Below are 12,362 nucleotides of genomic sequence, written 5' to 3' on the forward strand. Positions count from 1 at the left end.
CGCCGTCGAACCGGGAGTACTCCATGAAGAGCGTTATGCGCCGTGCCTTGCTCGCGATGTCCCTCCTCGCCGCCGGGCCGGCGATGGCGCAGCAATTCCCTGGCCGCACCATCACCATCATCGTGCCCTTCGCGGCCGGCGGTCCGACGGATACCGTCTCCCGCCTTGTCGCCGAGACAATGGGGCGCGACCTCGGCCAGACGGTCGTCGTCGAGAATGCCGGCGGGGCGGGTGGCACCATCGGCTCGCAGCGCGTGGCGCAGGCGCGGCCGGATGGCTACACCCTGCTGCTGCATCACATTGGCATGGCGACGACGCCCTCGCTCTACCGGCGCCTCGCCTATGACCCGGTCGGCGGGTTCGAGACGATCGGCCTCGTCACCGAGGTGCCGATGACCCTCGTTGCCAAGAAGGACTTCCCGGCGACCAACCTGGCCGAGGCGATCGCGGTGATCCGGCGCGAGCGGGAGAACCTGAATTACGCCAATGCCGGCATCGGTGCCGCGAGCCATCTCTGCGGGCTGCTGCTGATGAAGGCCGTCGATGCGCCGATGACGACGGTGCCCTTCCGCGGCACGGGGCCGGCGATGCAGGAGATCCTGTCGGGCCGCATCGACCTGATGTGTGACCAGACGACCAACACCACCGAGCAGATCAATGCCGGCGCGCTGCGCGTCTTCTCCGTCACCACTGAGAGCCGCATCGCGGCGCTGCCGAACGTGCCGACCTCGGCCGAAGCGGGGCTGCCGGCTTTCCAGGTGAGCGTGTGGCACGGGCTCTACGCGCCGAAGGGCACGCCGGCACCGGTGGTGCAGCGGCTCTCCCAGGCGCTGCAGGTGGCGTTGCGCGACGAGCGGCTGGTGGCGCGCTTCGCCGAGCTCGGCACCACGCCCGTCGCGCAGGAGCGGGCGACGCCGGAGGCGCACCGCGCCTTCTGGCAGGCGGATATCGCCAAGTGGCGGCCGATCATCCAGGCTGCGGGGCAGTACGCAGACTAATCGTCGCCCCGGAGCCAGGCCTGCATCCGGGGCAGCATGAAGTCGAGGAAAACGCGGATCCGCTGCGGCAGCAGCGGACCGCCGAGGTGGAGAGCGTGGATCTCCTCCTCATCGCCGGCATCGGGGAAGAGCTCCACCAGCCGGCCGGCGGCCAGATTCGCGCGGACATGGAAATCGGCGAGGCGGGCGAGGCCCATGCCGGCGACGGCGAGGCGGCGCACCGTCTCGCCGTTGTTGGCGAGCAAGGTGCCGGTGACCATCCGGTCCTGGATGCGGCCGCCCTCGCGGATCGGCCAGACCGGGGCGCTGCGGCGGAAATTGAAGCCGAGGCAGTTGTGCGCGGCGAGGTCGGCAAGGCTCTGCGGCGTGCCGTGGCGGGCGAGGTAGGCGGGGGCGGCGACGATCTTTCGCTGCGCCACGCCGATCCGCCGCGCGACCAAGCTGGAATCGGGCAGCGGGCCGATGCGGATGGCGACATCGGTGCGGTCGAGATAGAGGTCGACGATCTCGTCCGAGAGGGAGAGGTCGACGACGATGCGCGGATAGGCCTGCCAGAAGGCGGGCAGCAGCGGCTCCAGCGCCAGGGTGCCGAAGGTGACGGAGGCGTTCACCCGGATGGTGCCGCCGGGCTTGGCGGCGCCCTCGGCCAGCTCGCGTTCGAAGGACTCGAGGTCGGCGAGAAGCGCGCCGCCGCGCTCGTGGAGGAGGCGGCCTTCCTCGGTCAGCAGGAGGTGGCGGGTGGAGCGTTCGATCAGCTTCACGCCGAGCCGCGCCTCCATGCGGGCGATGAGCTTGCTGACGGTGGAGGGGGTCATCAGCAACTGGCGGGCGGCCTCGGAGAAGCTGCCGGCTTCCACCACGCGCAGGAAGACCTGCAGTTCGCCGATGCGGTTGTCCATGTGCGCCGTGTCCCGGTTGATGGGCCGCATCATGCGGCATTTGTGAAACGCATTCATGGCTGATATGGCGATGGGGCGGGTTATCCTCGGTGCTGCGTCGCACCATCCTTCGGTCAACGCTGAAGGAGTTCTCCCCCAATGCCCAACCTCGAAGCCGGCTCCGTGCCGCCGGATAGGGATTCGCGCGCCGCGGCCTGGCCGCTGCTGGCGCTCGCCGTCGGTGCCTTCGGCATCGGCACCACAGAATTCGCCCCGATGGGGCTGCTGCCGACCATCGCCACCGGCGTCGGGGTTTCGATCCCGACCGCGGGGCTGCTGGTCAGCGCCTATGCGGTGGGCGTGATGCTCGGCGCGCCGGCGATGACGCTGGCGCTCGGGCGGCTGCGGCGGCGCAATGCGCTGATGCTGCTGATGGGCATCTTTACCATCGGCAACCTGCTCTCCGCCGTCGCGCCCGACTACTGGACACTGCTGGCGGCGCGCGTCGTCACCAGCATGAACCATGGCGCCTTCTTCGGCCTCGGCGCGACGGTCGCGGCGAGCGTGGTGCCGAAGGAGCGGCAGGCGAGTGCCGTCGCCACCATGTTCATGGGGCTGACCATCGCCAATGTGGGCGGCGTGCCGGCGGCGACCTGGCTTGGCCAGGCGATCGGCTGGCGGATGTCCTTCGCGGCGACGGCGGGGCTCGGCGTGCTGGCGATGGCGGCGCTGTTCCTCGCCCTGCCGCGCGGCGATGCGGGGCGGATGCCGGATGTGCGGCGGGAGCTCGCGGTGCTGCTGAGGCCGGCGGTGCTGCTGGCGATGGCGACGACGGTGATGGGCTCGGCGGCGATGTTCACCCTATACACCTATGTCGCGCCGGCGCTGACGACGCTGACCGGAGCGTCGGAGGGTTTCGTCACCCTGGCGCTGGTGCTGATCGGCATCGGCTTCACCATCGGCAACGGGCTCGGCGGGCGGCTGGCGGATTGGTCGGTGGATGGGGCGACGAAGATCTTCCTCAGCGCGCTGGCGGCGGTGATGGCGGCGCTGCCGCTGCTGCTGACGAGCCATGTGGGGGCGGCCGTCGGGCTGCTGCTCTGGGGCGTCGCCACCTTCGCCATCGTGCCGCCGGTGCAGATGCGGGTGATGCAGGCGGCAGCCGATGCGCCGGGCCTCGCCTCCTCGGTCAATATCGGCGCCTTCAACCTCGGCAACGCGCTGGGCGCGGCGGTGGGCGGCGGGGTGATATCGGCGGGCTTCGGCTACGGGACGGTGGCGGTCGCCGGCGCGGTGCTGGCGCTGGCGGGGCTGCTGCTGGTGGTGGTGGCTGCATCGGGCCGGCGGAAGGCGGTCGCGGTGGCTTAATTGGTTCGGGCGCGGGCGAGCATGCGCCGCGCCCGCTCCACCACCGGCTCGTCGATCATGGCGCCCTCGAAGGTCGCGGCGCCGATGCCGCGGGCGAGGCTCGCCTCGAAGGCCTCCACCATGCGGCGGGCGCGGTCGATCGCCTCGGCGCTGTCGCCGTATTCCTCGTTGATGACGGCGACCTGCGAGGGGTGGACACAGCTGGCGCAGGCGAAGCCGAGCTTGCGCGAGCGGCGTAGCATCGCCCGGTAGCCCTCCGGGTCGGAAAGGCCGGCGACGGTGCCGATGAAGCCGAGCGGCAGGATGCCGGCGGCGCGGGCGGCCAGCAGGGCCATCATCTTCGGCAGGTAGAGCGCGTCGGGCGAGGGCTCGGCGCCGAGGTCTGTGGCGAGGTCCTCGCCGCCGGCGCCGAGGGCGACGAGGCGCGGGTCGGCACGGGCGATGGCTTCGAGCGAGGAAAGGGCGTCGGCGCTCTCGACGAGGCCGATGCAGATGGTGCGGCCGACAGGAACGCCATGGGCCGCTTCGCTTTCGGCGATGAGCTCGGAGAGCAGCCGCACATGGTCGGGGCCCATCAGCTTGGTCAGCACCAGCGCATCGGCGCCGGCGGCGATGGCGGCGTCGATGTCGAGGGTCGCCATGCGGAGCGGGCGGTTGATCCGGACGCAGGCGGCGGCGCCATTCCGCGTCACCTGCGGGATGGCGGCGGCCAGGGCGGCACGGGCGGCGGGTTTCTCGGCGGGGGCGACGGCATCCTCAAGGTCGAGGATGATGGCGTCGGCGCCGCGGGTGTGCGCCTTCGCCACGAAGCTTTCCCGCGTGGCGGGGACGTAGAGCAGGGACCGCCAGACGGGGAGGGTACGCATGAGGGCGATGCTCCGCCCCTCGCGCCGGCCGGTCAATGCCGGTATGGAGGGCCATGCCGCGTGCTGCCGGAAGCCTTGCCGACCAAGCCTATGACCGATTCCGCGAGGGGCTGCGCAGCGGCAGCCTTCGCCCAGGGCAGCGCGTGCTGGAGGTGGAGCTGGCGGAGCGGCTGGGGATGAGCCGGACGCCGGTGCGGGAGGCGATCCGCCGCTTGCAGGCCGAGGGGCTGATCGCGCATGGACCGGGCGGCGGGCTCTGCGTCGCGCACTACGACCACCGCGAGGTCGCCGAGCTCTACGGCATGCGCGAGGCGCTGGAAGGCACCGCGGCGCGGCTGGCCGCACGGCAGGCGGGGCGGCCCGACATCCTGTTGCTGGAGGCGCTGGTGGCGGCGGAGGCCGCGTTGCCGGCGGACGCCGTCGCCGAGCACAACCGGCGCTTCCACCGGGCGCTGCACCAGGCGGCGCATAACCGCTACCTGCTGCGGGCGCTGGCGCCGATCGGCGATGCGCTGCTGCTGCTGGGGCCGACGACGCTCGCGCATCCGGGGCGGGCGGCGGCGGCGCGGGTGGAGCATGCACGGATCGTGGCGGCTGTCGCGGTGGGGGATGCCGATGAGGCCGAAGCGGCGGCGCGGGCGCATATCGCGGCGGCGCATGCGGCGAGGCTGGCGATGGCGGCGGAGGAGCCAGCCTGACGAGAGCGGCTCTGCCCCTCTCCTGCTCCCCCCCCGCCGGAGCCCCCATCGACGATGCCTTGGCATCGTCGATGGGGGCCCCTAAGGCCAAAAGGCCTCTGGAAACCAGGAGTCAGGAGGCGCGCAACAAGACCGCGCTGACGTTGTCGCGGGCGCCGCGGGCGACGGCGGTGTCGATAATGGTGGCGGCCGTTGCGCCTAGTGAGAGCATCATGGCCAGCTCGTCCTCGGGGAGTGCCTTGAACAAGCCGTCGCTGCACAGCAGCAGCAGGTCACCGGGGACGATGGGACCGCTCACCTTGTCGAGCACCAGCTCGCCGCTCGCGCCGACGGCGCGGAGGATGACATTGGCCTGTGGGTGGCCCTCGGCCTCGGCCTCTGTCAGCGTGCCCTGGTCTACCATCTCCTGCACCAGGGAATGGTCGCGGGTGACGCGTTGCAGGAGGCCGTCGCGCATCAGGTAGGCGCGGCTGTCGCCAGCCCAGAGGCAGGCGAAATGGCCGTGGCGGGCGATCAGCAGCACGACCGTGGTGGCGATGATGCGGGTCTCGCCGAGGGCTGCGGCCTGGGCCTGCAATTCGGCATGGACGCCGGCGAGGCGGAGGCGGGCCTGGGCGAGCATCTCGGCGGCGGAGAGGCCGGGGGGGATGGCATCGAGCGCCGCGGCGACGGCCTGGCTGGCCACATCGCCGGCGCCATGGCCGCCGGCGCCGTCCGCCACGGCCCAGAGGCCGAGATCGGGGCGGTGGACCAGACTGTCCTCGTTCCGTTTGCGCACGGCACCCGGGTGGGTCGCGGAGTCGGAAACGAGTCCGGGCTCGATCAAGGGGCTCATGGCCGGGCATCCAGCAGCAGGACAAATTCCGCAGGCTCCGGCAGGGCGGGGAGCGGCCAGACCAGGCCGGGCTCTCCGGCCGTCCACCAGCCGGGCTCGGGCGCCTCGGCGGGGTCGGCCTCGCCCGGTGCGGGGAGGAGGGCGGCGAGCGCATCGGCGGTCAGCGGCTCGGCCCGGGCGTGGCGGAGCAGTCCCTCCAGCGCGGCGAACCAAGGAGCGGGCCAGAGCGGGGCGCCAGGTGCGGTGGCGGCGAGGGTGAGAGGGAAGCGGCGACCGACGCTGTCCATCGAGGCGGCCATGACGCCAGCAACCGCCTCCGGCCCGCAAGCGCCGGCGGGGAGGGCGAAGCGCCAGGCGGGGGCGCTTGCCCAGGCAGCATCGAAGCCATCGCCGAGGCTGTGGCGCGCGGCGGTCATGCCGGCTTGCAGCCAGGCATCCCAGGGCTCGCAGAAACTGGGCGGCAGCGCGCGGCGCACGAAATCCCCATGCGCGGGCAGCTTGCCATGGAGGCCCGTCACGGCGCGAGTTGCGGGCATCGGAATTCTTGCAGTTCGCGCAGGCCGAAGGGGTGGATCGTGCTGCCGGTCCGTAGCTCGAACACCGCCGAACGATCGCCCTGCGTCACCGTCGCCCGCAGCCGGTCGGCCTGGCCGGTGGCCTGCAGGGTGGATTGCCGGCCGGCGACGAGCCTGAAGCCGGACCAGCCGCTGTCGAAGGCGAGCGGCCCGGCGGAGGAGGCTGGCTCGAAATTGAGCGTCAGGTTGCCGCGGCTCGGCCAGCCGAGGGGGATGGGCCGGCCGGGGCCGCCGCGCGGAATCTCGTAGCGGGTGCCGTCCACTTCGAGGATCGCGCCCTGGGCGTTCGGGTCGAGGCCCTGAGGGACCAGCTCGAAGCGGAGGCCGCCCATCATCGCGCCGCCGGGGAAGAAGGCGTCGCGGATGGCCTGGGCGCGCTCGAATTGCAGCACATCGGCCTGGGTGACCGGTGGGGCGAGGCCGGCCGTCGCCACCAGCCGCCAGGGGCGCTGGGTGGTGTCCACATAGGGGCGGACCCATTGGGCGAAGAACTGGTCGAGCACGCCGCCCGGGCCGAAGAGGCGGGCGAAGTCGTCGACGGGCATGTCCCGTGCCGAGTCGCGGCGGAAGGGGAAGGGAATGTTGCGCGGGTCGGCGAGCGCTCGGCAGACCGGGCCGAGCGCCTGGCCGCCGGCCGCGGCGATGGCGGCCTTGGCGCCGCCGCTGCGCTGGGTGGCGGTGGACTGGCCGAGGGCGGTGAGCCAGCGGGCCAGCGGCTGGGGTTGGCGGGCGGCCTCGGCGAGCAGGCGCTGGCCGGGGTCGAGCCCGGCGGTCGGCGCCGGCACCACCGTCCCCGGCGGGGAGGAGGCGAGGCGGGCGACCTGGACGTAGAGCTCGTTGACGATGGCCAGCACGCCGTCGAGCGGCTGGCCGGCGGCGGTGCGGAGGGCCTGGAAGCGGGTCTCCACCACTTGGGCGACGGGCTCGGCGCCGGTGGGGGCGGCGGCCTGGCCTTGCGCCGCCTGGACGCGCTGCGCCTCGGCGCCGCGGCCGGGGGCGGTCCAGCCATCGGGCGGGGTGCCGGGGGAGAGCTGGCGCGCGGCGGCGCGGAGCAGGTCGCGGATGGGCGAGGTCGGGGCGCCAAGGACGTTCAGCCCCTCGGCGGCGTCGGTCAGGTTGCGGAAGGGGGGAAGGACGAGGTCGTCCAGCATCGCCTGCCAGGCGCGGGCGTAGTCCTCGGCATAGAGGGCGAGGACGGCGGCTTCGAGCCGGGCCGGGTCTTCCGCGCCGCTGGCCTGGGCCTCGGGGCCGAGGACCCAAGCTTCACCGGCCGCACCGCGCACGGCGTCGCCGATGGCGGGCATCAGCGTCTTGTACAGCCCGTCCACGGTGTAGAGGCCGGGGACGCCCTCGGTCAGCGGGCGGCCGGAGGCGCGGGTGAAGAAGCGCTGGCCGGCGGGGCCGATCGCCTCGGCTGGTGTCCAGGGGCGGAGCTGCTGGCCGAGCGGGCGGAGGCGGGAATAGACGCGCTCGGCCATCGGCAGGCGGGAAAAGACGCGGCGGGCGCCGTCGACCAGGGCGCCGTCGAGCGGGTAGGCGGAGAAATCCATCGCCAGCAGCGCGTCGAGATGGCCGAGGAGCGCGTCGCGCTGCGGCGCGCCGGTGGCGCCGGGGAATGCGCGGAGCCAATCGGCCAGCAGCCATTCGCGGACCAGCGGCTTGTCGAGCGGGCCCTGGCGGCCGAGCATCAGGTAGACGCGGGTCGCCTCGTAGAGGAAGTCGGGACGCTGGAGGTTGGCGCGGATCTGCGCCTCCAGCCCGGCCAGCAGGCGGGGCAGCATCACCCGGTCCAGCGTGCGGCGGTAGGCGGCTTCGGCGCCCGTCGCCAGTTCGGCTTCCTGCGAGAGGCCGAGGCCGCCGCCTGGGGTGCGGGCGGCGTCGGGGAGCGGCTTCGCCGAGTCCAGATAGGGGAGGATGGCGGCGAGGTTGGCGTCGAGCACCGGGTCGAAGCGGACGGTGCGGCCGGCGCCTTCGGCCTTGGCAAGCGCCTCCTCGAGGGCGGCGGCGCGGCGCTGCTCTGCGGTGTAGGCGCTGTAGGACCAGGCGAGGCCGCCGAGGGTGACCACGGCCGCGAGCGACCAAGCGGCGATGGCGGTCATGCGGCGGCGGCGCTCCGCCCCGCGGTCGCGGGCGGCGAGGCGGGCCTCGTTGAAGACCACCTCGCGCAGCAGGCGGCCGAGGAAGAAGCTGCGGCCGCGCTGGCCGAGCACGCTGGTGGGGCGGCGCGGGTCGAGGCCGAAGGCGCGGCTGAGCGCGCCGGTCAGCCGGTCGATCGGCGTGCCTTCCTGGGTGCCGGAGGCGAAGTAGACGCCGCGCAGCATCGGCGCCGGGTCGAGCCTTGTGCCGCCGAAGGCCGCCTGGACGAAGCCGCCGACCGGCTCGGCCAATGAGGCGACCTGGCCGGGGAAGGCCATGATGGCGGCGCGCTGGGAGGGGCCGCGCTCGGCCTGGAGGCGTTCCAGCAGGCGGGCCTGGAGGCGGGTCATCAGCGCGCCGAATTCGGCGGCGAATTTGCCGGAGGTGCCTTCGGGGCCGGAGTCGAGCGGGAAGGTCATGCCCCAGACCTGGGCGCGCGTCTCCTTGTCGAGGTCGTCGAAGAACTCGGTGAAGCCGGAGAGCAGGTCGGCCTTGCTGACCAGCAGGTAGACGGGCAGGCGCTGGCCGAGCTTTTCCTCCAGCTCCTTGATGCGCTTGCGGACGGCGCGGGCGTGGTCCTGGCGCCCTTGGGCGTCGAGCTTGCTCAGCATGTCGACGCCGAAGCACACCAGCACGCCGTTCAACGGCTGGCGCGGGCGGTTGCGGCGGAGCATGGCGAGGAATCGGTCCCACCCCGCCTTGTCGGCGGCGGCGTCGCTGTCCTGCGTGGTGTAGCGGCCGGCGGTATCGATGAGGACGGCGCGGTCGGTCAGCCACCAGTCGCAGTTGCGGGTGCCGCCGACGCCGGCGACGCGGCCCTCGGCGAGCGGGAATTCGAGGCCGGATTGGGCGATGGCGGTGGTCTTGCCGCTGCCGGGCGGGCCGATGAAGACATACCAGGGCAGGTCGTAGAGATAGCCGCCCTTGCCGCCGGTGGCCTGCTTCAGCGCAGCCAGCGCCGCGGTCAGCTTCTCGCGGAGCGCGGCCTCCTCCTCGGCGCTGGCCTGGGCCGAAGGGTCGGGGGCGGCGGCTTCAGCGACGAGCGTCGTGTCGCGCTTGGCCCGGCGCAGGCCGATTAGCGTGACGGTGACGAGGAAGACAACGACGGGGAGGGCGGTGAGGGCGAGGCGCGGCAGGAGGGCTTCGAAGGGGAAGAATTCGCCGGCGCCGATCAGGGGGCCGTAGACCCAGAAGAGCGCGGCCATGGCGAGCGCTGCGACGAGGCCGGCGAGCGCCGGGACGGAGCCGAGGACGGAAAGGAGCGCTTCCATCAGCGGGCGCCCCCGTAACTCACCACCACTTCGATGCGGCGGTTCTCCTCGCGGCCTTCGGCGGTGGCGTTGGCGGCGACGGGTTCGCTCTCGCCGCGGCCCTCGGAGCTGAAACGGGCGCGGTCGCCGCCGGTGGCCGTGGCGATGACATTGAGCGCCGCCTGCGCCCGCGCCGCGGAGAGGTGGTAGTTGGAGGGGAAGCGCGCGGTGCGGATCGGCTGGTTGTCGCTGTGGCCGAGGATCTGCACGGAGCCCGCCTCCTCGCGCAGCGCTTCGCCGATGCGGTTCATCAGCGGCAGGAAGCGCGGGTCGAGCGCGGCGCTGCCGGAGGCGAACATGCCACGGTTGCGGATGCGGACGATGACGCGGTTCGGGTCGGCGAGCACGGTGACGAGGCCCTGCTGGATCTCGGGGGCCAGGAATTGGCGGAGGCGCGCGGGCAGGTCGGGCCGCGCGGGGGCAGGGGCGGGCGGCGGCGGGGCTGGCGGCACCGGCGGGGCGGCGCGCTGGATCGTCGGCAGGGCGCCGGGGGGCAGGCCGGCGAGGCGAGCGAAAAGGTCTTCCGACCGGCTTCCGAGGCTGCTGGCAAGGCCGGCATAGGCGATGCCGAGCACGGCGACCGCGAGTACGCCGGCGACCCAGCTCGGCACGCTGCGGCTGGTGCGGCGGTGCGGGGCGTCGACGCCGCGCCAATGCGGCGACAGCTCCCGCTCATGCGGGCCGCGGAGCTGGACGAGGAGCTGGTAGAGGCCTTCCCGGATGCGGTCGAGCTCCGAGGCGCCGCGGGGAGAGAGGCGGTAGCGGCCCTGAAGGCCGAGGGCGAGGCACAGGTAGGAGACCTCGAGCGCCTGGCGGTAGCGGCCGGGGTCCTTCTGCATCCCCGCCAGCATGTCGAAGAAGCGGTCGCCGGCCTTCACTTCCTGATGGAAGGTGGAGACGAGGGAATGGGCGCCCCAGCCGCTCTGCTGGCCCCAGGGCGTCGCCATGGCGACGTCGTCGATGGCGGCGCAGAGGCCGTAATGCGCGGCGCGAATCTCGTCCGGGTTGATCTCGGCGGCGCGGGCTTCGGCCTCGAAGCTGCGCATGGCGCGGATGGCACGCTGGCGCAGCTCCTCCGGGTTCGGGACATGGACGCTGGCGACCAGGCGCGAGAGCAGGTCGAGCAGCGGCGCGGCCGCGGCGGAGAGCGGGCCGAGGCCGGTCTTCGGCAGCGTCTCCGCCTCGCCCGCCATGCGGGGTGTCGGGCCGAAATCGGGGGCGGCGGGGGGTGGTGCGCCGAAGGCGGGCGGAGGTGTCGCGGGGGCGGCGGCGGGCATCGGCGCGGTGGCGCGGGCCGGGCCGCGCACCACCGTGCGGTCGCTGTCGTCGGGTTCGGAGAAGGGGTTGTCGCTCATGCGAGGATCGCCCAGAGCTCCATGCGCAGGTTGGGGAACTCACCCGCGACGTGGATGGCGAAGCCGCCCGAGGTCTGCATCTGCTGCCAGTGCGGGCTGCCGCGATCCAGCTCGAAATAGGTGGCCCCCGCATGAAAGGGGATCTGGCGCGGCGCGACGGGGAGCGGGCGGACGGCGATGCCGGGCAGCGCCACGTTCACCAGCTCGCGGATGTGCTCGACGGCGCCGATCTTCACCTGGTTGGGGAAGAGGCGGCGGAGGTGCTCGGAGGGCATGTCGGCCTGCACCGAGAGCACGAAGGAGCCGGCGCGCAGCCAGTTGCGGTCGGTGATCGGGCCGATGCGGACGCCGTGCCGCGCGTCGCGCAGCGGGATGGAGACGGCGTTCTGGTCGATATCGGCCGAGAGGGCGCGGCGCAGGTCGGCGATGACGGGCGCGAAGCTGCGTTGCAGATCCTCGTGGCGGTAGCCGGGGTAGGAGGCGGCGCGGCGGTTCGGGTCGGTGAAGGTGGCGAGCTCCCCGGCGAGCTGGACCAGGCCGCTGTAGAGTGCCTCGGGGTGGATGTTGCCGGCATCGGCCCAATGGGCGAGCAGCGGCTGCCAGCGGTTCAAGGCTTGCAGGAGGAGGAACTGGCTGACATCGGCGACGCCGCGCGAGCCGGGCTGCGAAAGGCGGCCGGCGAGCGCCTCGGCGCGCTGGCCGATCATGCCGACCAGCTCGGCGACGAGGTTGGCGAGCGGGGCGGCGGCCGAGATGCGGAGGCAGGTGGGAATGTAGCGGTCGTCCACCACGACGCGGCGGTCGGCCTGGACTTCCACGATGCGGGCGATGCCGATGCCGGTGAAGCCGGCGCGCTCCTCCGTCTCCAGCATGAAGCGCAGCCGCGGGCGGCCGACCTGCAAGTCGGCGGGGAGGGTGCTGTCGGAATGGGTGTCGAAAGCCTCGAAGCTGCGCAGTGCGTAGCGGGCGCCGCCGCTTTCCGGCCCCTCAGCGAGGGCGACCTCGGGGCTGCCGGGCTGGCGGAGCGGGGCGGCGAGGTAGACGACGGCGTTGCGGGTGCCCTCGGGCAGGTCGAGCGGGAGGGGCTGGTCGGCCTGGCCGGGGATGGCGAAGGGCGTGCCGTCCTCCAGCACGCCGGCGGCATTGGCGAGGGCGAACTTGCCGGCGCCGAGCAGGTCGCGGTCGAGGGAGAGGTCCGTCACGCCCCAGGGATGCGGGCGCAGCGGCGCGGTGCGCGCCTGGAGCAGGTGCTCAAGGTAGCGGTCCTGCTGCTGGAAGTGCTGGGCGCGGAGGAACATCCCCTCCTGCCAGACCACCTTGTCGTACCAGCTCATCCCCGAACT

At 73.1% G+C, this 12,362-nt stretch carries 10 protein-coding genes; 3 read left to right on the forward strand and 7 right to left on the reverse strand.

What is annotated here, in order from left to right:
- The first annotated feature begins 23 nt into the window (after positions 1-23).
- Positions 24-998 (forward strand): tripartite tricarboxylate transporter substrate-binding protein, encoded by a 975-nt coding sequence (locus LH62_RS17960; protein WP_043363452.1) that lies wholly within the window; start codon positions 24-26, stop codon positions 996-998.
- Here LH62_RS17960 and LH62_RS17965 read toward each other — a convergent pair.
- Positions 995-1,897: a LysR family transcriptional regulator gene (locus LH62_RS17965; protein WP_043366080.1), complete on the reverse strand. Its 903-nt coding sequence runs from the start codon at positions 1,895-1,897 to the stop codon at positions 995-997. The two genes, LH62_RS17960 and LH62_RS17965, sit on opposite strands and share 4 nt — an antisense overlap.
- Before the next feature lie 138 nt (positions 1,898-2,035).
- Here LH62_RS17965 and LH62_RS17970 point away from each other — a divergent pair, with 138 nt between their 5' ends.
- Positions 2,036-3,244 carry an MFS transporter gene (locus LH62_RS17970; RefSeq protein ID WP_052214646.1) on the forward strand — a complete coding sequence of 403 codons (1,209 nt, stop codon included), beginning with the start codon at positions 2,036-2,038 and terminating at the stop codon, positions 3,242-3,244.
- On the opposite strand, the gene LH62_RS17975 is transcribed toward LH62_RS17970, so the two are convergent.
- Positions 3,241-4,110: a CoA ester lyase gene (locus LH62_RS17975; protein ID WP_043366083.1), complete on the reverse strand. Its 870-nt coding sequence runs from the start codon at positions 4,108-4,110 to the stop codon at positions 3,241-3,243. The two genes, LH62_RS17970 and LH62_RS17975, sit on opposite strands and share 4 nt — an antisense overlap.
- Positions 4,111-4,163: 53 nt before the next feature.
- Here LH62_RS17975 and LH62_RS17980 point away from each other — a divergent pair, with 53 nt between their 5' ends.
- A complete protein-coding gene (locus tag LH62_RS17980) occupies positions 4,164-4,808 on the forward strand; it encodes a GntR family transcriptional regulator (RefSeq protein WP_043363454.1) in 645 nt (214 codons plus the stop codon).
- 112 nt (positions 4,809-4,920) lie between these two features.
- Here the strand turns inward: LH62_RS17980 and LH62_RS17985 are convergent, their stop codons facing one another.
- The 5 genes from LH62_RS17985 to tssK are packed head-to-tail and all read right to left on the reverse strand — an operon-like array spanning position 4,921 to position 12,353.
- A complete protein-coding gene (locus LH62_RS17985; protein ID WP_236552572.1) occupies positions 4,921-5,643 on the reverse strand; it encodes a PP2C family serine/threonine-protein phosphatase in 723 nt (240 codons plus the stop codon).
- Positions 5,640-6,179, reverse strand: a complete 540-nt coding sequence (gene tagF, locus LH62_RS17990; protein ID WP_052214647.1) for a type VI secretion system-associated protein TagF — start codon at positions 6,177-6,179, stop codon at positions 5,640-5,642. Before tagF ends, LH62_RS17985 begins: the two co-directional genes overlap by 4 nt.
- Positions 6,158-9,625, reverse strand: coding sequence for a type VI secretion system membrane subunit TssM (gene tssM, locus LH62_RS17995; protein ID WP_043363456.1), 3,468 nt, complete (start codon positions 9,623-9,625; stop codon positions 6,158-6,160). The genes tagF and tssM overlap by 22 nt, the downstream gene beginning before the upstream one ends.
- A complete protein-coding gene (gene tssL, locus LH62_RS18000; RefSeq protein ID WP_043363457.1) occupies positions 9,625-11,019 on the reverse strand; it encodes a type VI secretion system protein TssL, long form in 1,395 nt (464 codons plus the stop codon). Before tssL ends, tssM begins: the two co-directional genes overlap by 1 nt.
- Entirely contained in the window at positions 11,016-12,353 is a 1,338-nt protein-coding gene (gene tssK / locus LH62_RS18005) for a type VI secretion system baseplate subunit TssK (protein ID WP_043363458.1), read from the reverse strand. The genes tssL and tssK overlap by 4 nt, the downstream gene beginning before the upstream one ends.
- Positions 12,354-12,362: the final 9 nt, after the last annotated feature.

The sequence above is a fragment of the Belnapia sp. F-4-1 genome (assembly GCF_000802185.1).
Classification (GTDB): domain Bacteria; phylum Pseudomonadota; class Alphaproteobacteria; order Acetobacterales; family Acetobacteraceae; genus Belnapia.